The organism is Streptomyces sp. NRRL F-5755 (assembly GCF_001279365.1).
Lineage (GTDB): Bacteria > Actinomycetota > Actinomycetes > Streptomycetales > Streptomycetaceae > Streptomyces > Streptomyces rimosus.
Genome location: NZ_LGCW01000275.1, coordinates 1 through 23,127 on the forward strand (window position 1 = coordinate 1; position 23,127 = coordinate 23,127).

Here is a 23,127-nt window from a genome sequence, read left to right on the forward strand (position 1 = left end):
GTACGGATCGGCTCGCCCCCCTCCGTACGGCCGCCCCCTCGCGTACGGCCGTCCCCTCCGTACGGCCCCCCTCCCCCCTCCATACAGCCGCGTCCCCCTACGAAGCCCTCACCCCTTCCGCAACGCCGCCGTCATCGCCTCCACCGCCAGCAGCGGGGCCACGTTGCGGTCCAGGGCCTGGCGGCAGGCGATGACGGCCTCTATCCGGCGCAGGGTGCGTTCGGGGGTGGAGGAGGCGGCGATACGGCGGATGCTGTCGCGGACCTCGTCGTTGGCGAGGGGGACAGTGGAGTTCAGCTGGACGGCGAGGACGTCGCGGTAGAAGCCGGTGAGGTCGGTCAGGGCCAGGTCGAGGCTGTCGCGCTGGGTGCGGGTGGAGCGGCGCTTCTGCTTGTCCTGGAGCTCCTTCATGGCGCCCGCGGTGCCGCGCGGCAGGCGGCCGCCCGTGCCGGCGGCGGCGCCGAGCGCGGCGCGCAGTTCCTCCGTCTCCTTGGCGTCCACCTCTTCGGCGACCTGCTTGGCGTCCTCCGTCGCGGCGTCGATCAGCTCCTGGGCGCCCTTGAGGCAGCCGCCGATGTCGTCCACGCGCAGGGGGAGTTTGAGGACCGCGTTGCGCCGGGCGCGGGCCCGTTCGTCGGTGGCCAGACGGCGGGCCCGGTCGATGTGGCCCTGGGTGGCCCGCGCGGCGGCAGCGGCGGCCTCCGGCTCGATGCCGTCCCGGCGGACCAGGACGTCGGCGACGGCGGCGACCGGCGGCGTACGCAGGGTCACGTGCCGGCAGCGGGAGCGGATGGTGGGCAGCACGTCCTCGATGGAGGGGGCGCACAGCAGCCAGACCGTACGGGGAGCGGGCTCCTCGACGGCCTTGAGGAGGACGTTGCCCGCGCCTTCGGTGAGGCGGTCGGCGTCCTCCAGGACGATCACCTGCCAGCGGCCGCCCGACGGGGACATGGAGGAGCGGCGGACCAGGTCGCGGGTCTCCTTCACACCGATCGAGAGCAGGTCCGTACGGACGACCTCCACGTCGGCGTGGGTGCCCACCAGGCTCGTGTGGCAGCCCTCGCAGAAGCCGCAGCCGGGGGCGCCGCCGAGGGCGCGGTCCGGGCTGACGCACTGGAGGGCGGCGGCGAAGGCGCGCGCGGCGGTGGCTCGGCCGGAGCCGGGCGGGCCGGTGAACAGCCAGGCGTGCGTCATCTTGGACGTACCGGACCGGGCTATCGGGTCGGTGCCGTCCACGGCCGCGCCTTCGGCCGTGACCAGCGCGTCCGCGTCGCGTGCGGCCGCTGCGAGCTGCTCGATCAGGCGTTCCTGCCCGACCACGTCGTCCCACACCGCCATGTCGCTGCCCGCCGTTCCTGTCCTGTCCGTACTGGCTGTACTGGCTGTACCGGCCTTACACGCCCGTACCGCCCGTGCCGTCGCCTTGCGCCCCGCGCTGGTTCCATTGTGGGGGCTCCCACTGACAGCCCGGACGTCCCGGTCAACGGGCCGGGCCCCGGCAGCCGCGTTGCTTCGCTGCTGCCGGGGCCCGCTCCGTTCACCTCACCCGCCGCCCCGCCGGTACGCGGGCGTCAGCCCCGACGCCCCCGCCGGCCACGGCCCCGCTCGTCCTCGTCCTCGCGCGGGCCGAGGAGTTCGTCGGCCAGCGTCGGCAGGTCGTCCAGCGGGGTCTCCTCCGCCCACGCCGGGCGGCGGCGCGGCGCGGGCTCCACCGGCTCCCCGGTGGCCGGGTCGATCTGCGGCAGCTCGCGCGTACGCTCCACGCCGGACGTCCCGGAGTCGCCGCGCGCGTCCGTACGGGCGTCGCGTCGGTCCGTACGGCCGCCCTCCTCCTTGCGGAACATCCATTCCGGTACGCGGTCCGCCGGGTCGTCCCCGCGCCGCGCCCGTTCGCGCTCCTGCCAGCTGTCGTGGGCCTCGGGCCGTACGGGCGGCAGCACCGCGGTCTCGTCGGAGGCCCCCGGCACGTCCCGGTGCTGCGGCAGCACCGCGGTCTCCTCGGCATCCGAGGACGCGGACGAGGGCTGGGACTGGTCCTGGGGCTGGGACTGGGACGACGTACGGGTCTGCCGCTCCAGTCCCGCCATCGGCGTCTCCGCAGTGGGCGCCTCCGCGGCCTCCGCCGCCCGTGCGGCCTCTTCCTCGGCCCTGCGCGCGGCCTCCGCCTCTTCCTTGGCGCGCGCTTCCGCATCGGCCTTGGCCTTGGCCTCCGCCTCGGCCGCCGCCTCAAGCCGGGCCTGCTCAGCGCGCAGCAGCGCCTCCTCGGCCTTGCGCTGCTTCTCCAGGCGGCGTTCCTCGGCCTCCTTGCGCAGCCGCTCCTCCTCCTCGGCGCGCTTGCGCAGCCGCTCCTGCTCCTCCTGCCGCGCGCGCTCCTCGGCCTCCCGCCGACGGCGCTCCTCCTCGGCGGCCTTACGGGCCTCCTCGGCGCGCTGCCGCGCCTCCTCCGCCTGGCGGGCGGCCTCGCGGGCCTTGGCCTCCTCGATCTCGCGGCGCTTGCGCTCTTCCTCCTCGGCGCGCAGCTTGGCGAGCTGTTCCTGCCGCTCGCGCTCCTTGCGCTCCTCCTCGGCCTTGCGCGCGGCCTCTTCCTCGGCCTTGCGCCGGGCTTCCTCCTCGGCCGCCTTGCGGGCCTCCTCCTGGGCCTTGATCTCGGCCTCGGACATCGGCAGGACCTGGTCGAGACGGTGCCGTACGACGGTGGTGACGGCCTCGGGCTCCTGGCCCGCGTCGACGACCAAGTAGCGCGCCGGGTCGGCGGCGGCCAGGGTCAGGAAGCCGGAGCGCACCCGCTGGTGGAACTCCGCGGGCTCGGACTCCATCCGGTCCGGGGCCTCGGTGAAGCGCTCGCGGGCGGTCTCCGGGGAGACGTCGAGGAGCACGGTCAGGTGCGGTACGAGGCCGTCGGTGGCCCAGCGGGAGATGCGGGCGATCTCGGTGGGGGCGAGGTTGCGGCCCGCGCCCTGGTAGGCGACGGAGGAGTCGATGTACCGGTCGGTGATGACGACGGCGCCGCGCTCCAGCGCCGGGCGGATCACGCTGTTGACGTGCTCGGCGCGGTCGGCGGCGAACATCAGCGCCTCCGCGCGGTCCGACAGGCCCGAGGTGGACACGTCGAGAATGATGGACCGCAGGCGCTTGCCGATGGCGGTGGCGCCCGGCTCGCGGGTCACCACGACCTCGTGGCCCTTGCCGCGGATCCACTCCGCCAGCGCCTGGACCTGCGTCGACTTGCCGGCCCCGTCGCCGCCCTCCAGGGCGATGAAGAAGCCGGTGGGGGCCGGTGCCTGGTCCGGGTCGCCGCCGCGCAGCGCCTCGCGCAGGTCGCGCCCGAGGGGGACGCCCGAGCGGTCGTCCACCTTGCCGAGCACCCATGCGGCGACCGGCAGCAGCAGCGCGCCGACCAGCATCAGCGTGAAGGCCGCGCCGCCGTGCGAGAAGACGTTCCGGTCGCCCGCGAGGTGGTGCGGGCCGATGGCCCCGGCCAGCAGCGGGGCGACGATGACGGCCAGCGCGACGACGAGCCGGACGACCGCGTGCAGGTGCTCGGTCGTACGGGCGGTACGGGCCTCTTCGGTCTCCTGGTCGAGCAGGGTGTGCCCGGTGTTGGCCGCGATGCCGGCCGCCACTCCGGCGAGCAGCATCAGCAGGACGACCGTCGTGGTGTCCGGGACCAGCCCGGCCGCCAGCAGCGCCAGGCCCGTGACGGCCACCGCGAGGGCCAGCAGGCGGCGCCGGGACAGCGCGGGCAGCACCTTGTGCGCGCCGCGGATGCCCGCGACCGGTCCGGCGCTCAGGCCGAGCACCAGCAGCCCGAAGGCGGCCGGGCCGCCGCCGAGGTCACCGGCGTGCAGGACCGCCACCGAGACGGCCGCGGCGATCGCGCCGGCCACCGCCGCGCAGGCCAGCACCAGCAGCGGTACGGCGCCCGTACGGCCCCGGTCGGCGCCCGTTTCGGTCTTCGGGCGGCGCAGGCCCTCCAGGGGCGAGCGGGGGCGCGGGGTCTGCGTACCGGGAAGTTCGAGGAAGTACAGGATCGAGATGGATGCGGCGAAGAGGCCGGAGGCCACGTACGAGGCGAGCGCGGCCTGGTGGCCGGCGAACCATTCGATGCCGTTGGCCAGCAGCCTGGTGATGAGCGTGACGACGATCAGCCCGGCGGCGGCCAGCGGGAGGGACACGAAAGCAGTACGCAGCGACAGGCGGCGCAGCGCGTCCAGGTTGTCCGGCAGAGGGCGGACGGCCGTGCCCTCGGCGGGGGGCGCGGGCAGCAGTCCGGGCGCAGCGCTCTCCCGGGCGACGGTCCAGAAGCGCTCGGCCACGCCGGTGACGAAGACCGTCACCAGCAGCCAGATCAGCGCGCTGCCCGGCGTCCAGTCGATCCACAGCGGGGCCACGACCAGCAGCGCCAGCCGCAGCCCGTCCGCGCCGATCATGGTCCAGCGCCGGTCCAGCGGGCCCGACGGCGCGGTCAGCGCGGACAGCGGGCCCAGCAGCACCGCCCCGGAGAGCAGGGTGGCCAGCATCCGGGCCGCGAAGACGGCGGCGACGGCCAGGGCCGCGCCCCGATAGCCGCCGCCGAAGGCCGCCTGGCCGCCGGAGGGAACGTACAGCGCCGCTTGCAGCGAGAGCAGTACGAGCACCAGCAGGGCAAGGGCATCGCCGATCGCCCCGACGAACTGTGCGCTCCAGAGCCGCTTCAGTGGGGGGAAGCGGAGCAGGGCTCGCACGGCGCGCTCGCGGGAGTCCGCGACGAGGGCGCCGGATGTGGGGGTCACGACCGTAGGGAGCTCGGCACGCGTCATTCCGCCAGCCTATCGGCCGGATATGACAGGTCCAGCTTCCACCCGAACACACGGACGGGTGGGTTCAGGGCGCTCCCGGCCGATCTCCATAGAGAACCGGTGGAGGACCGTCGCGAACGCCCTAGTCGTCGAGCAGCACGTCGTCGAAGACCTCGATCGTCATGACGACGATCAGGCCGCGTGCGACGACGTACTCGATGAGGAGACCCGGCGCCACCTGGGCCTTGCGGTTGTCCTCATACGTGCCGATGTGAGCCGTAGCTCTGTGGTACGGGTCGAGCGCCAGCTTGGCCAGCCCGCGTTCGAGCAGGCCACGCCGCTCGGGCGGGAGGGCGTCCGCCGTCACCTCCGCATCGACGGTGTAGGTGACGCGGTACGCCGTCGTGCTCCCCCCGCTCAGCTCTCCACGCTCTCAGCCGCCTTCTTCGCGGCCGCCGCCGTGGTCTTCTTCGCGGCGGTCGTCTTCTTCGCCGACGTGGTCTTCTTCGCGGTCGTCGTCTTCTTGGCGGCCGTCTTCTTCGCCGGGGCCTTCTTGGCGGCGGTCTTCTTGGCCGTCGTCTTCTTGGCCGGGGCCTTCTTGGCGGTCTTCTTCTTGGCCGGGCCCTTGGCGCGCTTTTCGGCCAGCAGCTCGTACCCGCGCTCGGGCGTGATCGTCTCGACGTCGTCGTCCCGGCGCAGGGTCGCGTTGGTCTCGCCGTCCGTCACGTACGGGCCGAAGCGGCCGTCCTTGACGACGACCGGACGCTCGCTGACCGGGTCGGTGCCCAGCTCCTTCAGCGGCGGCTTGGCGGCGGCCCGGCCGCGCTGCTTGGGCTGCGCGTAGATGGCGAGGGCCTGCTCCAGGGTGATGTCGAAGATCTGGTCCTCGCTCTCCAGGGAGCGCGAGTCCGTGCCCTTCTTCAGATACGGGCCGTAGCGGCCGTTCTGCGCGGTGATCTCGACGCCCTCGGGGTCCTTGCCGACCACCCGCGGCAGCGACATCAGCTTGAGCGCGTCGGCGAGGGTGACGGTGTCCAGGGACATCGACTTGAAGAGCGAGGCGGTGCGCGGCTTGACCGCGTTCTTGCCGGTCTTCGGGGTGCCCTCGGGCAGGATCTCGGTCACGTACGGGCCGTAGCGGCCGTCCTTGGCGACGATCTGGTGGCCGGTCTCCGGGTCGGTGCCCAGCTCGAAGTCGCCGCTGGGCTTGGCCAGCAGCTCCTCGGCGTACTCCACCGTCAGTTCGTCGGGCGCCAGGTCGTCCGGCACGTCGGCGCGCTGGTGGCCCTCGGCGTCCTTCTCGCCGCGCTCCACGTACGGGCCGTAGCGGCCCACGCGCAGCACGATGCCGTTGCCGACCGGGAAGGAGGACACCTCGCGGGCGTCGATCGCACCGAGGTCGGTGACCAGCTCCTTCAGGCCGCCGAGGTGGTCGCCGTCGCCGTTGCCGGCCTCGGAGGCGGCGCCGGCCGCCTCGCCCTCGCCGAAGTAGAAGCGGCGCAGCCACGGCACGGCCTGGGCCTCGCCGCGGGCGATGCGGTCGAGGTCGTCCTCCATCTTGGCGGTGAAGTCGTAGTCGACGAGCCGCCCGAAGTGCTTCTCCAGGAGGTTGACGACGGCGAAGCTCAGGAAGGACGGCACCAGGGCGGTGCCCTTCTTGAAGACGTAGCCGCGGTCCAGGATCGTGCCGATGATCGACGCGTAGGTCGACGGGCGGCCGATCTCGCGCTCTTCCAGCTCCTTGACCAGCGTCGCTTCGGTGTAGCGGGCCGGGGGCTTGGTGGCGTGGCCGTCGGCGGTGATCTCCTCGGCGGACAGCCGGTCGCCCTCGGCGACCTGCGGCAGCCGCCGCTCGCGGTCGTCGAGCTCGGCGTTCGGGTCGTCGGCGCCTTCCACGTACGCCTTGAGGAAGCCGTGGAAGGTGATGGTCTTGCCGGAGGCGCTGAACTCGGCGTCGCGGCCGTCGCTCGCCCGGCCGCCGATCTTGACGGTGACGGAGTTCCCGGTCGCGTCCTTCATCTGGGAGGCGACGGTGCGCTTCCAGATCAGCTCGTACAGCCGGAACTGGTCACCGGTCAGACCGGTCTCCGCCGGGGTGCGGAAACGATCGCCCGAAGGCCGGATCGCCTCGTGCGCCTCCTGCGCGTTCTTGACCTTGCCGGCGTACGAGCGCGGCTTGTCCGGCAGGTAGGAGGCGCCGTACAGCTGCGTGACCTGGGCACGGGCCGCGGAGATCGCGGTGTCCGAGAGCGTCGTGGAGTCCGTACGCATATAGGTGATGAAGCCGTTCTCGTACAGCTTCTGCGCCACCTGCATGGTGGCCTTGGCACCGAAGCCCAGCTTGCGGCTGGCCTCCTGCTGGAGCGTGGTCGTACGGAACGGGGCGTACGGGGAGCGCCGGTACGGCTTGGACTCGACCGACCGGACGGCGAACTCGGTGTTCTCCAGGGCGGCGGCCAGCGCGCGGGCGTTGGCCTCGTCCAGGTGGAGGACGTCGGCGTTCTTCAGCTGCCCGTTGGGGCCGAAGTCGCGGCCCTGGGCGACGCGGCGGCCGTCGACCGTGGACAGGCGGGCGGCCAGGGTCGCGGGGTCGCTCGGGTCGCCGGCGCGGCCGGTGGAGAAGGTGCCGGTCAGGTCCCAGTACTCGGCGGAGCGGAAGGCGATGCGCTCGCGCTCCCGCTCGACGACGAGGCGGGTGGCCACCGACTGCACACGGCCGGCCGACAGCCGCGGCATGACCTTCTTCCACAGGACCGGCGAGACCTCGTAGCCGTAGAGGCGGTCGAGGATGCGGCGGGTCTCCTGGGCGTCGACCAGCTTCTGGTTCAGCTCGCGCGGGTTGGCGACGGCGGCCCGGATCGCGTCCTTGGTGATCTCGTGGAAGACCATCCGGTGGACCGGGACCTTGGGCTTGAGGATCTCCTGGAGGTGCCAGGCGATGGCCTCGCCCTCGCGGTCCTCATCGGTGGCGAGGAAGAGTTCGTCGGACTCGGCCAGCAGCTCCTTGAGCTTCTTGACCTGGTCCTTCTTGTCACTGTTGACGACGTAGATCGGCTGGAAGTCGGCGTCCACATTCACGCCGAGGCGGGCCCAGGGCTCGCCCTTGTACTTCGCCGGGACCTCCGCCGCGCCGTTCGGGAGGTCGCGGATGTGCCCGACGCTGGCCTCGACCACGTAGCCGGGGCCGAGGTAGCCCTTGATCGTCTTCGCCTTGGCAGGCGACTCGACGATGACGAGTCGGCGGCCGCCGCCCTGTGCGGTCTCGCTGGTCGGGGACAACTTCGCTCTTCTCTCCGGTCGACGCTGGGGGTAACCCCCCGGGCCGGAGCTCTGGGGGACACTGCGGTGACGCTTGACGCTGCGGAGTGTGACGGTACATCCCGCCCTCGTGTCAAACGGAAAAACCCCGCAACGCCACTCGAACGGTAACCCGACTACATGCCTTCATGCCGCCCGGACCGGACACGCGCCCCGTGCCGGGCCCGGCACGGCCGCCGTACGGAGCGGAGCGGCGCAGGCCGGGCGGGGGGTCCTGGCGGCGGGCGGCGCTGGCAGGATGGACGGTGGCCGTATCCGTTCTCATCAAGCGTTCCCGGGGGTGCTCGCAACGATGCCGAAGCAGTACGCGGAGCCGTCGCGCGGGCGGCCCGGCGCAGGTCGCCGCGGCCGGGCCGGGCGGGTCCGGAAGCGGGCGGACGGCGAGGGGCGCGATCAAGCCATGCGGGTTGCGGGGCTATCGCCCGAGCCGGTCATGTTTGTCCTGGATCAGGGCGACTACGCCAGGTCGCCGATCCGGTGAGCACCCCGATGAGCGCACCCGGCGGACCTCCCGCGAACGGCGTCCCCTCCCCTGCCGCCATCCGGAAGGCGACGCTTCGCCGCGCGGCCGTCGCCTTCGGCGCCGGGGCTCTCGGCGCGGCGTATCTCTGGCACACCAATCCGCATGAACCGGGGCATCTGCTGCTCCCGTGCCCGTTCCGCTGGGCGACCGGATTGCTGTGCCCGGCGTGCGGCGGGACCCGCATGGCGTACGACCTGATGCACGGCGACCTCGTGGGGGCCTTCCACGACAACGCCGTCCTGCTGATCCTGGGCGTGCCGGCCGCCGCGTACATGATCGGCCGATGGCTGTACGCGGGGCTGCGCGGGCGCCGCTTCCGGGCCCGCCTCGGGGCGTGCGGCAACGCCGTCGTCCTGGGGATCGCCGCGGTCTGGATGCTCGTGCGCAATCTCACGGGCTGAACACAGGCCGCCGGGCGCCGCCGCGGGGGAAGCGGCGCGCCCGGCGTACCGTGCGTATCGATTCAGGTCGGTGCCTCTTGGGGCCGTGCCTTGAGGGGCGTGCCTCTTGGGGCCGTGCCTCAGCGCACCGTGACCTTGAACACCGGCGAGACCACGCCGCCGCCGGCCATGCGCAGCTGGTTGACGCCCTTGATGCCCAGCTTCACGTGGAGCGAGTAGGCACCGGCCTTGTTGGTCTTCACGCTCGCGGGCAGCGAGACCCACTTGGCGCCCTGCTTCTGCTGGACGGTGACCTTGGTGCCCGCCTTCAGCCCCTTGGAGGTGCCGGAGATACGGAAGTCCTGCCACGCCTTGACCGCACCGGTGCTCGCCTTGGCGGTGAGGGTGGCCTTCTGCGGGGCCTTGGCGGCGACGCTGTGGGCGGTCGGGGCCGCCGGGGCGGCGGAGGCGGCAGCCGCGGTTCCGGCGACGAGAGCGGCGCTGAGAACACCTGCGGCGGCGAGGCGGTATGCACGGTTCATTACGTGTTCCTCCCTATTGGGCCGGTTGATGGCCTTCACACAGGAACACGGGTAGATGGCAGTGTCGGTTGCCTCACACGTGCATAAGATTTTTTAAGCGACGGAAGTGAACACCGGTGACCGGTAATGCAGTTGATCGCGCAACGAAAAGATCGGCGTCCGGACGGCAGTATCGGCGCCGACGGCCCGGACGGCCCTGGTTCTACAGCGGCAGCAGCAGCCCCCGCTACAGCAGCAGCCAGGCGGGCACGGACCATGACGGCGGCGGACCACTGCGGCAGCGGCCCCTCGCAGCAGCAACCGGACGGGAACGGCCCACGACGGCGGCAAACCACTGCGGCATCCGCCCCCACAGCAGCAATCGGAAAGGCACCGCTCACGACAACGGCCGACCGCCGCGCCCTCCGCCCCTCACAGCAGCAGCCAGCACCCCGTAACCAGGAAGAGCGTCCCGAAGAGCAGGGTCAGTGCCGCCCCGGTCGACCGGCTGACCCCGTCGGCGACGCGCTCCCCGGACCGTACGCACACGCCCGTCCACACCAGCAGGCCGGCGCCGAACAGCGCGAAGGCCACACCGGCGAACGCCTCGGGTCCACTCTCCATGCGGGCAGCGTGGCACCTCCGGACGGCGCACCGGCGAACAGCGGGTGAACGCCGCCGCCCGCCCGCCGCGAAGCCTTCCGCTCACTCCCCCTGAGCCACCCCCGTCCCGCCCCCGCTCGCCGTCAGCCCTGTCCGACCGGCTCCAGGAAGCCCTGTTCGACCAGCATCCGGATGGCCTCGGGGGTGCGGTCGCGGAGCAACACCGGGTCCTCGCCCATCAGTTGGGCGATCGCGTCCAGGATGCGCCCGGCGGGCAGCGAGCCGTCGCACACCCCGGCGAAGCCCGCGCCGACCGTGTCCACCTTCGTGGCGCGCCGCATGCCGCGGTTCTGCCGGAGGACGACATGCTCCGGGTCCTCCGCGCCGGGCAGCCCGACCTGCTCCTGCACGACCTCGGGGGCGAGCCGGAAGTGCGCGGCCAGCAGCGCCGCGTCGTCCGTCTCGCGCAGATAGTCCTGGCGGGCGAAGTGGTCGACGACCGCGGCGCCCAGCGGCTGCTCGACCGGGTGCGGCCACTCCTCGACCGTGATCGAGGGGGCCTCGGTGCCGGACTTGCGCAGGGTGATCCACCCGAAGCCGACGGCCTTGGTCTTACGGGCCTCGAACTCCTCCAGCCAGGCGTCGTAGCGCGCGGCGTACTCCTCGGGGCTCGTACGGTGGTCGCCGGCGTCCCGCAGCCACAGCTCGGCGTACTGCGTGACGTCCTGGACCTCGCGCTGCACGATCCACGCGTCGCAGCCGCGCGGCACCCAGGAGCGCAGCCGGTCGCGCCAGTCCTCGCCCTCGACGTGCTGCCAGTTGGCGAGGAGCTGGCAGTACCCGCCGTCGTTCAGGTGGGCCGCCGCCTGCTGGACCAGGGTGCGGCACAGGTCGTCGCCGCCCATGCCGCCGTCGCGGTAGGTCAGCCGGGCGCCCGGCGAGATCACGAAGGGCGGGTTGGAGACGATCAGGTCGTACGTCTCTTCCTCCACCGGCTCGAACAGCGAGCCCTCGCGCAGGTCCGCCTCGGGCGCCCCGGACAGGGCCAGCGTGAGGCGGGCGATCCGCAACGCGCGCGGGTTCAGGTCCGTGGCCGTGACCTGGGTGGCGTACGCGGAGGCGTGCAGCGCCTGGATGCCGGAGCCGGTGCCGAGGTCGAGGACCTTGGCGACGGGGGTGCGGACCGTGATGCCGGCGAGGGTGGTGGACGCGCCGCCGACGCCGAGGACCAGCTGCGCGCGGTCCACGCCCGCGGCCTCCTCGGCGGCCCGGATGCCGCCCGCGCCGCCGACCGCGCACCCCAGGTCGGAGACGATCCACCAGTCCTGGCCGTCGGGGCCGCCGTACGGGCGTACGTCCACGCTCGCGCGGACCTCGTCGCCGTCGCGCACCAGCCAGCCGTCGGCGAGGCAGTCCTCGACCGGCAGCGCGGCGGCCGCGCGGTCGTACGGCACCGGGCGCTGGAGCAGGAACAGGCGCACCAGGGTGGCCGGCGCGTCCGTGCCGCGGGTGGCGCGGAGCGCCGGGACGGTCTCGCTGCGGGCCAGCGCGGCGTAGGCGGGCGCGCCGAGCAGCTCCAGGAGGCCGTCGGCGGTGAACCCGGCGGCCCGCAGCGCGTCGCGCAGCCGGGCCGTGCGGGCGGCGGAATCGGGGTCTCGAAGGTCAGCGGTGGGGAGGTGCGTACTCACGCCCCCATTGTCGGGGCAACCACTGACAAACGGCCACGGCCCCACCGTACCGCGGCCACCCGGTCACACCCGACGGCGCGTCGGACGCGGCCCCGCCGCACCTGACGGCGTGTCGGCCGCGTCCGGGGCGCGGTGGCGGCGGTCCGCCCGTACCCGACGGCGCGTCGCCGTGTCCGGCGCGCGGCGGCGACGATCCGCCCGTACCCGACGGCGTGACGCCGTACCCGACGCGCGTGGGGGGGCGATGCCCCGACAGCCCCGGACGGCGTGTCGGCCGCGTCCAGGGCGCGGTGGCAAACGGTCCGCCCGTATCCAACGGCGTGACGCCGGGCTCGGCGCGCGGCGGCGACGATCCACCCGCACCCGACGGCGCGTCGCCGTGCCCCGAGCGACGGAGAGGCCGCTGTCCGTCCGTACCCGACGGCGTGACGCCGTACCCGGCGCGCGGTAGCCGCAGTCCGCCCGCACCCGGCGCGCCGGGGGGCCGACGCCCCGACAGCCCCTGACGGCGTGTCGGCCGCACCCCGCGCGCGGTGGCCGGCGCGGCCTACTTCTTCGGCGAGACCGAGCCGGCGCCTTCCGTGGCCTTCTGGTTCTGGCAGCCGGACTGCCCGGCCATCGCCTTGCCGACGTCCCCGGACTCCAGCTTCTTGAACGCCTGTTCGCTCTTCTTGTTGAGCTTGTTGATGCCGTCCGACAGCGACCGCAGGCCGTCCGCGAACTTGCCCTTGTCGCCCGTGTCCAGCCCGTCGACCTGCTTCTTGAGATCGCCGTAGCCCTTGGACAGGTCGTTGAGCTCCTTGACGGCGTTCTTCTGCGACTCCTCGCCGCCGTCGGCGGGCGGCGCGCCCGCCTGGCTCAGCGACTTGGCCAGTGCCGCGTAGGCGTCGGAGATCTGCTGGAACGCCTTGGAGTCGGCCTCCTGCACCTTCTTGGAGTCGGTGCCGCCGCTGTCGGCCGTCTGCATGGCCGTGTTGGCGTCCTGGATCTTCTTGAACTGGGCCTGGGCGGGGTCGCAGAACTTCTTGGCCCAGTCGTCGAGCTTTTTGTCGCCGTCGTCGCTGCAGCCGGTCAGCGCGAGCATCAGTGCCGCGCCGCCGGACAGCGCGGCCACAAGCTTCTTCTTCACCGGATTGGTCCCTTCCATGGCTCTCGGCCCCGGAACATACACGTCCGAAGGCCCCCGGCCCCGAGCCGGTCGGGCCGTACGACCCGCATTGCAGCCATTTGCACCAAGGCCGGGACCGCGGCCGGGCACACGGCAGAGCGGGCGGACGGCGTACTCAAGGCACGCCGTCCGCCCGCCCGTTGAGCGGCGCGGACGCCGGTTCCGTCAGGAGACCACCGCGGGGTCGGCGGTCTGCGCCACCTTCCCCGAGCTGTTGTCTTCGTCACCCACCGCGATGCCGCGGCGCTTGGAGAGGTACACCGCGCCGACGATGATCGTGACGGCCAGCACGGCGACCACGATCCGTACGCCGACGTTCTTGTCCGCGCCGTAGCTGAACTTCACCACGGCCGGCGCGATCAGCAGCGCCACCAGGTTCATGACCTTCAGCAGCGGGTTGATCGCGGGGCCCGCGGTGTCCTTGAACGGGTCGCCGACCGTGTCGCCGATGACGGTCGCGGCGTGCGCCTCGCTGCCCTTGCCGCCGTGGTGGCCGTCCTCGACCAGCTTCTTCGCGTTGTCCCAGGCGCCGCCGGAGTTGGCGAGGAAGACCGCCATCAGGGTGCCGGTGCCGATCGCGCCGGCGAGGAACGAGCCGAGCGCGCCGACGCCCAGCGAGAAACCGACAGCCATCGGGGTGAGCACCGCCAGCAGGCCGGGCGTGGCCAGTTCGCGCAGCGCGTCCTTGGTGCAGATGTCCACGACACGCCCGTACTCGGGCTGCTCCGTGTAGTCCATGATCCCCGGCTTCTCGCGGAACTGCCGGCGCACCTCGAAGACGACCGAGCCCGCCGACCGGGACACCGCGTTGATCGCCAGCCCCGAGAAGAGGAAGACGACCGAGGCGCCCAGCACCAGGCCCACCAGGTTGTTCGGCTGCGAGATGTCCAGGCTCAGGCCCATGCCCTGCGCGGCGTCGCCGACCTCCCGTACGGCCTTGGCGATCGCGTCGCGGTACGAGCCGAACAGCGCCGCCGCGGCCAGCACCGCGGTGGCGATGGCGATGCCCTTGGTGATGGCCTTGGTGGTGTTGCCGACGGCGTCGAGGTCGGTGAGAACCTGTGCGCCGTCGCCGGTGACGTCGCCGGACATCTCGGCGATGCCCTGGGCGTTGTCGGAGACCGGGCCGAAGGTGTCCATCGCGACGATGACGCCGACGGTGGTCAGCAGGCCGGTGCCGGCCAGCGCCACCGCGAACAGCGCCAGCATGATCGAGGCGCCGCCCAGCAGGAACGCGCCGTACACGGCCAGGCCGATCAGCACCGCGGAGTAGACCGCGGACTCCAGACCGATCGAGATCCCGGAGAGCACCACCGTCGCCGGGCCGGTCAGTGAGGTCTTGCCGATGTCCCGTACGGGGCGCCGGCTGGTCTCCGTGAAGTAGCCGGTGAGCTGCTGGATGAGCGCGGCCAGCACGATGCCGATGGCGACCGCCACCAGCGCCAGCATCCGCGGGTCGCCGCTGCGGCCCAGGATCGCGGGGTCCGAGACGCCGGACAGGTCCGCGTAGGAGGACGGCAGGTACGTGAAGACCGCGATCGCCACGAGGACCAGCGAGATCGCCGCGGAGATGAAGAAGCCGCGGTTGATGGCGGTCATGCCGCTGCGGTCGGAGCGCCGGGGCGCCACCACGAAGATGCCGATCATCGCCGTGAGCACGCCGATGGCCGGGACCAGCAGCGGGAAGGCCAGGCCCGAGTCGCCGAAGGCGGCCATGCCCAGGATGAGGGCGGCGACCAGCGTCACGGCGTACGACTCGAAGAGGTCGGCGGCCATGCCGGCGCAGTCGCCCACGTTGTCGCCGACGTTGTCCGCGATGGTCGCGGCGTTGCGCGGGTCGTCCTCGGGGATGCCCTGCTCGACCTTGCCGACGAGGTCGGCGCCGACGTCCGCCGCCTTGGTGAAGATGCCGCCGCCGACACGCATGAACATGGCGATCAGCGCGGCGCCGAGGCCGAAGCCCTCCAGGACCTTGGGCGCATCGACCGCGTAGACGAGCACCACACAGGACGCGCCCAGCAGGCCGAGCCCCACGGTGAACATGCCGACGACGCCGCCCGTACGGAAAGCGATCTTCATGGCCTTGTGCGCGACGGCGGTGAGATCCTTTTTCGCCTCGCCCTCGCCCGGCGTGGCTTCCCGGGCCGCCGCGGCGACCCGCACATTGCTGCGGACCGCCAGCCACATCCCGATATAGCCGGTGGCGGCCGAGAAACCGGCGCCGATCAAGAAGAAGACGCTGCGCCCGGCGCGCTGCGTCCAGTTGTCCGCGGGGAGCAGCATGAGCAGGAAGAACACCACCACGGCGAAAACGCCGAGGGTGCGCAACTGCCGCGCGAGATAGGCATTCGCGCCTTCCTGCACGGCGGCGGCGATCTTCTTCATGCTGTCGGTGCCCTCACCGGCGGCGAGCACTTGCCGCACCAGTACCGCCGCGACGGCCAGTGCCGCGAGCGCCACGACGGCGATCACCAGCACGATGCCGCGGTTGCCCGACGTCAGCGATGGCTCGGCCAGGTAAGAGGGATGTTCCAGCAACTGAGGGGTGTAAGGCCCCGCCATTCGTCCTCCTTGACGTTTGGCACATGGGCGCGCGGATGCACGCTCAGGCGAACTGAGCAAAGGTGTGGACGGATTGTAGGTAGCGGCACGAGATCAAAACAGGGCGCCTCAAAGGGAATTCGCCGGTCGCGGCCGAGATCGTTCGAAGAACGGGCGGAGATCGGACAGAGATCAGGCGAAGAAGCAGCGAAGATCGAAAATCTGGTGGCCGCTGACGCGTTTGCCGCAATTCGCCTGGACGAATGAATGCGAATAATTCGCTGACAAGTGAATGATGATCTCAGGGTCTTACCTAACGCCCCTGCTCACGGCAGCCGCGGACGGGCGCGGGAAGGGGTACGGACGGCTCCGGCGCGGACCGCGGCCGGGCGGCGCGCACCGGGCGGCTCGGGGGCGCGCTCGGGCGTAGGTGTGGGCCCGGCCGTCCGGCGGGGTGGCGGCGGTACGGCGGACGGGGCCCGGCGGCGGTGCGCGTGCGGCGGGCGCCGCAGGCGGGCCGGGCGCCCTCGTACTGCCACGGAAGTACGCACTCCGGTAGGGGCCACGCGGGTCCCGGGCGACGGCGGACCGTACGCCCGGTACGGCCGGGTGGGGAGGCGGAGGCGGCCGGTGCGCGGGACCTGTGGGTCCGTGGAGTCCGCGGGGCTCCCTGGGCACGGGTGTGCGGATGTGGCCTGAAGAGAGGGGTGCGCGAGGTGAGGGCGGCCGCGCTGCGGAGAGCGCGTTTCGAGCAGGCCCGGACCCGCCGCGACAAGCGCCACGAAAGAGGTGGGGTGCGTAGGGCTGAATGGGGGCGCGGGGGCGCGTTCAGGGGGTACGGGAGGCGTACGGGATGGTCGCGTACGAGGGGTGCCGGAAGGCCGTCGGCGCCGTACGAGGTCAGCTCTGTGGCGCGGCTCTGCGGGAGCAGCCGTGTCCGCCGGAGCCCCGCATGCCCTACGGCAGCACCGGCGCCGGCGTGGTCGGCCAGCTCATGCGGATGACGCCGCCGGTATCGCCCGAGGTCACCTCGACGTCGTCGACCAGCCCGCTGATGACCGCGAGGCCCATCTCGTCGTCGCCCTCCGCCCCGTCACCGTTGTCCAGTGAGGGCCCGCCGGTCAGCGGCTCGCCGTCGGCGCCGCGGACGCCGGGCACCGCACCGGCACCTGCCGGGCTGCCCGGGACCTCGTCGCCCACCTCGATGGAGAACTTCTTCTCGTCCTCGACCAGGGCGACCCGTACCGGCGCCGCGATGTTGTTGGTGCGGTGCAGTCCCACCGCACGGGTGCACGCCTCACCGACGGCGAGCCGAACCTCGTCCAGCACGGCCTCGTCCACGCCGGCCCGCCTCGCCACGGCAGCCGCGACCAGTCGCGCGGTGCGGACGTGCTCGGGAAGGGCGCTGAAGCGGAGTTCGACGGTGGCCATGCCATCCCCCTCGGTATGCGGGCGTGCAACGCAGGGGGCCGGACCGCCAAGCCCGGTTCCCCCCACTGCTTCCGACCCCGCGCCCTCGGCGCGGGGCCCGGCGAGCCGTCAGTCGGTGGCCGCGACGGCTTCGTCGACCGAGGTGTGGATCGGGAACACCTTGGTCAGTCCGGTAATACGGAAGATCTTCAAAATGCGCTCCTGGTTGCAGACCAGGCGCAGCGAGCCCTCGTGGGCCCGCACCCGCTTCAGCCCGCCGACCAGCACACCGAGCCCCGTGGAGTCCAGAAAGTCGACACGCTCCATGTCGACCACGAGGTGGTAGCTTCCGTCGTTCACGAGCTCGACCAGCTGCTCACGCAGCTTGGGCGCGGTGTATACATCAATCTCGCCACCGACCTCGACGACCGTACGGTCGCCAACGGTCCGGGTCGACAGGGACAGGTCCACGGATCCTCCAGCACCTTGCTATCGAGCGGTCGCCCCCCATGGATCGGCAGCCGCGATGGCATTCAATCACTTACCAGCAGGCGTGCACGACGCCTTGTGCGCATTGTCCGTCACACCGGTGACACACTCGGTGCCGATGGCCTCCAATCAGCTGCCCCCGGACGGGGGCACCAGACCCTCCCCGCGCACGGTCCTGGACCGTCTCACCCAGGGGGCGTCCCGCGCTACGCGCATCACTCATACGGAGCACTTGCCCCCGCGCATCGGCAGCCATGCGGAATGGCCCGCACGGATCCGTCCGGAGGTGGCCGACGCCGTCCGCGCGGCCGGGATCGAGCGCCCGTGGACGCATCAGGCCCGTACGGTCGAGCACGCGCTGCGCGGCGAGTCGGTCGTCATCGCCACCGGTACCGCGTCCGGCAAATCGCTCGCCTATCTGGTGCCGGTGCTCTCCGGCCTCCTGGAGGGTTCCGAGGCCCCGAACGGGCGCGGCGCCACGGCCCTGTACCTGGCGCCCACCAAGGCGCTCGCCGCCGACCAGCGGCGCGCCGTCGGCGAGCTGGCGGCGCCGCTGGGCAGCGCGGTGCGGCCCGCCGTGTACGACGGGGACACGCCGGTCGAGGAACGCGAATGGGTACGCCAGTACGGCAACTACGTGCTCACCAACCCCGACATGCTGCATCTGGGCATCCTCCCGGCCCACCCCCGCTGGTCGTCCTTCCTGCGCGCCCTGAAGTACGTCGTCATCGACGAGTGCCACAGTTACCGGGGCGTCTTCGGCTCCCACGTGGCACAGGTCATACGCCGTCTGCGGCGGATCTGCGCCCGGTACGGGGCCGAGCCGGTCTTCCTGCTGGCCTCGGCCACCGCCGCCGAGCCGGCGCAGGCGGCCGAGCGGCTCATCGGGCAGCCTGTGGCCGAGGTCACGGAGGACACCTCGCCGCGCGGCGAGGTCGTGTTCGCCCTGTGGGAACCGCCGCTGACGGAACTGCACGGCGAACAGGGCGCCCCCGTACGCCGTACCGCCACCGCCGAAACCGCCGACCTGCTGACCGACCTCGCCCTCCAGGACGTACGCACCGTCGCCTTCGTACGGTCCCGGCGCGGCGCCGAGCTGATCGCCCTCATCACGCAGGAGCGGCTGGGGGCGATCGACCGGGCGCTGGCGAGTCGGGTGGCCGCATACCGGGGCGGCTATCTGCCCGAGGAGCGGCGCGCCCTGGAGCGCGCGCTGCACACCGGTGACCTGCTCGGCCTGGCCGCCACCACGGCCCTGGAGCTGGGCGTGGACGTCTCCGGCCTGGACGCGGTCCTGATCGCCGGATATCCGGGCACCCGCGCCTCCCTGTGGCAGCAGGCCGGGCGCGCGGGACGCAGTGGGCAGGGTGCGCTCGCGGTCCTCGTCGCCCGGGACGACCCGCTGGACACCTACCTGGTGCACCACCCCGAGGCGCTGTTCGACCAGCCCGTGGAATCCACCGTCCTGGATCCGGACAACCCGTACGTGCTCGCCCCGCACCTGTGCGCCGCAGCCGCCGAACTCCCGCTCACCGAGGACGACTTCCCGCTCTTCGGCCCGGCCGTGCCGCACATCCTGCCCTCCTTGGAGGCGCGCAAGCTGCTGCGCCGCCGCGCCAAGGCGTGGCACTGGACCCGCCGCGAGCGGGCCGCCGATCTCGCGGACATCAGGGGCCAGGGCGGCTCGCCCGTACAGATCGTGGAGGCGGGCACCGGCCGGCTGCTGGGCACGGTGGACGCGGCCGCCGCGCACACCACCGTCCACGACGGCGCCGTCCACCTGCACCAGGGCCGTACGTACCTGGTCAAGCACCTGGACCTGGAAGACGACGTGGCCCTCGTCGAGGAGGCCGACCCGCCGTATTCGACGACCGCCCGCGACACCACCGCCGTCTCCATCCTGGAGACCGAGACGGAGATCCCCTGGGGCGACTCACGGCTGTGCTTCGGCTCGGTCGAGGTCACCAACCAGGTCGTCTCCTACCTGCGCCGCCGGCTCATCACCGGCGAGGTGCTGGGCGAGACCAAGCTCGACCTGCCGCCCCGTACGCTGCGCACCCGGGCCGTGTGGTGGACCGTCACCGAGGACCAGCTCGACGCGGCCCGGGTGAACCCGGAACAGCTCGGCGGCGCCCTGCACGCGGCCGAACACGCCTCCATCGGGCTGCTGCCGCTCTTCGCCACCTGCGACCGCTGGGACATCGGCGGTGTGTCCCTCCCGCTGCACCCCGACACGCTCCTGCCCACCGTCTTCGTCTACGACGGCCACCCGGGCGGCGCGGGCTTCGCCGAACGCGCCTTCCACACCGCCCCCGAATGGCTCGCCGCCACCCGCAAGGCCATCGCCTCCTGCGAGTGCGAGGCCGGCTGCCCGTCCTGCATCCAGTCCCCCAAGTGCGGCAACGGCAACGACCCCCTCCACAAACGGGGCGCCGTCCGCCTCCTGACCGAACTCCTGAGGCATGCGCCGCGACGGCCTGCGGAGGGTGGCTGAGGGACTGGCGCTCGGGTCGGGTCACGTCGGATCGGATCACGTCGGTTCGCGACGCGACGCGCACGCGGCCTCAACCAGCCTCGACGATCACCAAGGTGCCGCGGCTCCCGGCGCGGACCGCGTGCCGCGCGCCCGCCGGCATCACGTACATCTCGCCCTGCCTTACGGACACGGCCGCGCCGTCCACCGTCAGCTCCAACCTGCCGTCGAGCACGAACAGCACCTCGGCCGTGTCATGGGCCTCCTCCTCTCCCGGCACCTCGTTCATGCGCAGTACCTTCACGTCGGCCGCGCCCACCCGCCCCAGGGACCGGGAACTCCAGGCCCCCGGCAGCGCATCCGCCGCCTTCCGTACGTCGATCGCCGTCACGGTATGCCTCCCCAACGGGCCCCTCCGGTCCTGTCCGGAGGGGCCCGCACGTCGCGTTCAGTGGATGCCTGAACGCTAGGCGAGCAGGGACGACGGGTGGTCGACCGTTCGGTAAAACCTCCTCGGGCCGGACCGGAGGGGCAGTCGGGATGGTTCAGGTGCCGGGGGCGTCGCCGCCGGGTATGGGCTCTGTGCCCAGGGCCGTGGGCGGACCCGCGCGGGCGCGGATGTCCGAGGTGAACGGTCCGGTACGGGCGCGTGCCGTGACGTCCGCGATGTCGCCCCGTACGGTGCACCGCACCAGATGCGCGTCCTGGGCGGCCACCACCCGGCGCGCGGCTCCGCAGGCCGCCGTCGTGCTCTGGAGCGCCCGGTCCGCCGCGGCCAGCGCCGCCAAGTCCGCCGCCGCGCCCGCCCGGTGACGCGCCACGACCACCTGCGCCATGGCGATCACCACCGCGAACACCGTGCACAGCGCCATCGCCGCGCACACCGTCCATACCGTGGCCGAGCCCTCATCGCCCCACCGTGTCCTCCGCAAGAGCCGTCGCCTCCCCTCGAAGCGTCAGCGCGAGCGCCCCCGGGCCGGGCGCCGCCGCGGTCACGCGTACCTGCACCAGGTCGCCCTTCCGTGACTGCGCCACCCGCGCACCCTGTGGGGCCGCGCCACGGGCCACCGCGTCGACGGTCGCCGGCGTCTCCGACCGGGCCGCCGCCCGCGCTCCGGCCCGCGCCGCGTCCACGCACTGGATCTGCGCGCACGCGGCCATCAGACCCCACAGGAGCGCCCCCGTGAACAGGACCAAGGCCGGGATCACCAGGGCGGCTTCGGCCGTTGCGTATCCCGCGTCGCGTACGGGCTTCCCGCACCGCACGTGCCTCTCGTCGCGCTCGTCGTCAGACATCGACGCCGAGGGCCTTCCCGATCACCGAGCGCAACGCCGCTTCCACCGCGCCGCCCGACAGCACCTTGTAGAGCACGGCCGCGGCGGCACACGCCGCCAGCGTCCCCACGGCATACTCCGCCGTGGTCATGCCCCGATCCGCCGCGTACCCGCGCCGGAAGGCCAGGGCTGAGGCCATTCCCCTGGCGCGTCCGGCCATCGCTGCGCCACGCGTCAACCACCGTCGTACGGACATCATTTCCCCCTTGTTTGCGTGCTAAGAGAATTGGTCGGTCTGAGATGTTGGTGTGGATATGACTCGGGCCATCCGTTCAGCTATGCGCCATGAGCCCTCCCGCCAGCCCGATCAGCACGGGCGCCACGCCCATCACCAGAAACGCGGGCAAGAAGCACGCCGCCAGCGGAAACGTGACCAACACCGCCGCCCGCCGCGCACGTTCCGCAGCTGTACGGTGCGCCGCCGCGCGGAGCCCCGCGGCGATCCGCGCGACGCCCTCTACGGCCGGGACTCCGGATATGCCCGCCCGCTCCATGCAGCGGGTCAGATCACGGGCGCCGGGGAGTTCCCCGAACAGCCGCCACGCCGCCGATGGCTCTGCGCCCAGCCGGAGTTCGGCGGCCACCCGTCGCAGCCGTACGCCAACCGTGCCGTCCACCGACCGCCCCACCGCATCGGCGGCTTCTCTCGGCCCGGCGCCCGCCGCGAGGCACGCGGCCAGCAGGTCCGCCGCCGGTGCCAGCGCCGCGCGCAGGCCCGCCTCCGCCGCCCGCCGCGCCGCCCGCGCCTTCGCACGACGCTGCCGTAGGCCGACCCCGTACGCCACGGCGAGTCCGATCACAACCCCGGCCGCTCCACCGACGACAATGGCCACGCCCACCGCAACCACCGCGCCCCTCGCCCACTCCCGGAACCACCTTCGAGCCCGGTCCCCAAACAAAGACCGAGGCAGAGACCGAGGCGGTGGCCAAGGCCGCTCCCCGAACCCGTCGTCCAGTAACGCCCAGGCCCGTCGCCGGGCAGTCCGTACGCCGTGGCACTCCCGTACGGCCAAGAGCACGCACGCCCCGGCGACGAGAATCGACAGAACAATCCCCAGGCTGTGGATAACGTTCGGGACATCGCCACCCCCGATGGGCCCCCGGAGAGCGTCAATGGACATGTCCACTCCCCTCCGCGGCCCTGATGATGCGAGCCGTCCAGGCCACGCCGCACCACTCCAGAAGGCCGCCGACCAGCAAGCACGCCCACCCGGCGGGGGTGTGCAACAGCACCCGGAGCGGGTCCGCGCCCAGCGCGCTGCCCAGCGCGAGACCGCCGGCCGGCAGGAGCGCGAGCATCAGCGCTGTTGCACGTGGCCCGGCCAACTGGGCCCGCAGGTCGTCGCTTTGGTCGCGCTGCGCCCTGAGGCCCGATGCGATGCGGTCCAGCCCGGCAGCCAGTCCGGCACCGCCGTCCACCGCCACCTGCCAGCACGCCGCCACACCGGCCAGCCCTTCCGCACCGGGCAACCGCGCCGCCGCCCGTAAGGCCCGTGGCACATCACCGCCGAACCGCGCCGCCGCCACCACTGCCGTACCCGCCTCGCCGAAGCCCTCGGCGCCGGTCGCCACGAGCGCATGACCGGGCTGGCGGCCGGCCCGCAACTCGCCCGCCACCGCCTCACACAGCTCGATCACCGCGTCGCCCCGGCGCTCCCGCTCCCGCTCTCGTTCACGGGCCCGCAACCGGCGCCGGATCAGGGCCGTCGACACCACGGCGCCGACCACCGGCAGCACCGACCCGCTCAGTACGCCGACGACGATGCCGATGGGTACGCACCACAACTCCCAGTGGGTACGGGGGTTCTCGCTCGACTCACCCGCACTTCGACCCCGGATGCACCGGAAGGCCGTTCGGTAACCCCAACGCCGGGCCTGCTCTTGTCGCTTCTTCAGGGCC

At 72.7% G+C, this 23,127-nt stretch carries 19 protein-coding genes; 2 read left to right on the forward strand and 17 right to left on the reverse strand.

Annotated elements, in window-relative coordinates:
- Nucleotides 1-108 precede the first annotated feature (108 nt).
- From ADK86_RS26295 to topA, 4 genes are all read right to left on the reverse strand, one after another.
- Nucleotides 109-1,338, reverse strand: a complete 1,230-nt coding sequence (locus ADK86_RS26295) for a DNA polymerase III subunit delta' (protein WP_053698832.1) — start codon at nt 1,336-1,338, stop codon at nt 109-111.
- Nucleotides 1,339-1,571: 233 nt separating this feature from the next.
- Nucleotides 1,572-4,799 carry a dTMP kinase gene (gene tmk, locus ADK86_RS26300; protein ID WP_053698833.1) on the reverse strand — a complete coding sequence of 1,076 codons (3,228 nt, stop codon included), beginning with the start codon at nt 4,797-4,799 and terminating at the stop codon, nt 1,572-1,574.
- A gap of 121 nt (nt 4,800-4,920) precedes the next feature.
- Nucleotides 4,921-5,145, reverse strand: coding sequence for a hypothetical protein (locus ADK86_RS26305; protein WP_053698834.1), 225 nt, complete (start codon nt 5,143-5,145; stop codon nt 4,921-4,923).
- A gap of 50 nt (nt 5,146-5,195) precedes the next feature.
- Nucleotides 5,196-8,057, reverse strand: a complete 2,862-nt coding sequence (topA, locus tag ADK86_RS26310; protein ID WP_053698835.1) for a type I DNA topoisomerase — start codon at nt 8,055-8,057, stop codon at nt 5,196-5,198.
- Between the two features lie 528 nt (nt 8,058-8,585).
- Between topA and ADK86_RS26320 the strand changes: the two genes are divergently transcribed.
- On the forward strand, nt 8,586-9,020 hold the full coding sequence (locus ADK86_RS26320) for a DUF2752 domain-containing protein (RefSeq protein ID WP_199834470.1): 435 nt from the start codon (nt 8,586-8,588) through the stop codon (nt 9,018-9,020).
- Between the two features lie 119 nt (nt 9,021-9,139).
- Here ADK86_RS26320 and ADK86_RS26325 read toward each other — a convergent pair whose 3' ends face one another.
- The 7 genes from ADK86_RS26325 to bldG form a co-directional block, all read right to left on the reverse strand.
- A complete protein-coding gene (locus tag ADK86_RS26325; protein ID WP_053698836.1) occupies nt 9,140-9,541 on the reverse strand; it encodes a hypothetical protein in 402 nt (133 codons plus the stop codon).
- Between the two features lie 411 nt (nt 9,542-9,952).
- Complete coding sequence (locus tag ADK86_RS26330; protein ID WP_004571870.1) at nt 9,953-10,144, reverse strand: hypothetical protein; 192 nt, start codon at nt 10,142-10,144, stop codon at nt 9,953-9,955.
- Between the two features lie 122 nt (nt 10,145-10,266).
- On the reverse strand, nt 10,267-11,811 hold the full coding sequence (locus ADK86_RS26335; RefSeq protein ID WP_053698837.1) for a DUF7059 domain-containing protein: 1,545 nt from the start codon (nt 11,809-11,811) through the stop codon (nt 10,267-10,269).
- Between the two features lie 547 nt (nt 11,812-12,358).
- On the reverse strand, nt 12,359-12,940 hold the full coding sequence (locus tag ADK86_RS26340) for a hypothetical protein (protein WP_053698838.1): 582 nt from the start codon (nt 12,938-12,940) through the stop codon (nt 12,359-12,361).
- Between the two features lie 204 nt (nt 12,941-13,144).
- The gene (locus tag ADK86_RS26345; protein WP_053698839.1) at nt 13,145-15,541 is read right to left on the reverse strand and encodes a sodium-translocating pyrophosphatase; all 2,397 of its coding nucleotides are present in this window, start codon (nt 15,539-15,541) and stop codon (nt 13,145-13,147) included.
- 936 nt (nt 15,542-16,477) lie between these two features.
- Entirely contained in the window at nt 16,478-16,951 is a 474-nt protein-coding gene (locus ADK86_RS26350; RefSeq protein WP_053698840.1) for an ATP-binding protein, read from the reverse strand.
- 108 nt (nt 16,952-17,059) lie between these two features.
- Entirely contained in the window at nt 17,060-17,401 is a 342-nt protein-coding gene (gene bldG / locus ADK86_RS26355) for an anti-sigma factor antagonist BldG (RefSeq protein ID WP_004571875.1), read from the reverse strand.
- 55 nt (nt 17,402-17,456) lie between these two features.
- Between bldG and ADK86_RS26360 the strand changes: the two genes are divergently transcribed.
- Nucleotides 17,457-19,913, forward strand: a complete 2,457-nt coding sequence (locus ADK86_RS26360) for a DEAD/DEAH box helicase (RefSeq protein WP_078952283.1) — start codon at nt 17,457-17,459, stop codon at nt 19,911-19,913.
- 70 nt (nt 19,914-19,983) lie between these two features.
- On the opposite strand, the gene ADK86_RS26365 is transcribed toward ADK86_RS26360, so the two are convergent.
- The 6 genes from ADK86_RS26365 to ADK86_RS26390 form a co-directional block, all read right to left on the reverse strand.
- Nucleotides 19,984-20,283, reverse strand: coding sequence for a cupin domain-containing protein (locus ADK86_RS26365; protein ID WP_053698842.1), 300 nt, complete (start codon nt 20,281-20,283; stop codon nt 19,984-19,986).
- A 154-nt stretch (nt 20,284-20,437) separates the two neighbouring features.
- On the reverse strand, nt 20,438-20,776 hold the full coding sequence (locus ADK86_RS26370; protein WP_234346041.1) for an Rv3654c family TadE-like protein: 339 nt from the start codon (nt 20,774-20,776) through the stop codon (nt 20,438-20,440).
- 22 nt (nt 20,777-20,798) lie between these two features.
- Complete coding sequence (locus ADK86_RS26375) at nt 20,799-21,188, reverse strand: TadE family type IV pilus minor pilin (protein WP_053698844.1); 390 nt, start codon at nt 21,186-21,188, stop codon at nt 20,799-20,801.
- On the reverse strand, nt 21,181-21,366 hold the full coding sequence (locus ADK86_RS26380; protein ID WP_053698845.1) for a DUF4244 domain-containing protein: 186 nt from the start codon (nt 21,364-21,366) through the stop codon (nt 21,181-21,183). The genes ADK86_RS26375 and ADK86_RS26380 overlap by 8 nt, the downstream gene beginning before the upstream one ends.
- A gap of 133 nt (nt 21,367-21,499) precedes the next feature.
- Nucleotides 21,500-22,027 carry a type II secretion system F family protein gene (locus ADK86_RS45450; protein WP_324611419.1) on the reverse strand — a complete coding sequence of 176 codons (528 nt, stop codon included), beginning with the start codon at nt 22,025-22,027 and terminating at the stop codon, nt 21,500-21,502.
- 310 nt (nt 22,028-22,337) lie between these two features.
- Nucleotides 22,338-23,012: a type II secretion system F family protein gene (locus ADK86_RS26390; protein ID WP_063789093.1), complete on the reverse strand. Its 675-nt coding sequence runs from the start codon at nt 23,010-23,012 to the stop codon at nt 22,338-22,340.
- Nucleotides 23,013-23,127 lie beyond the last annotated feature (115 nt).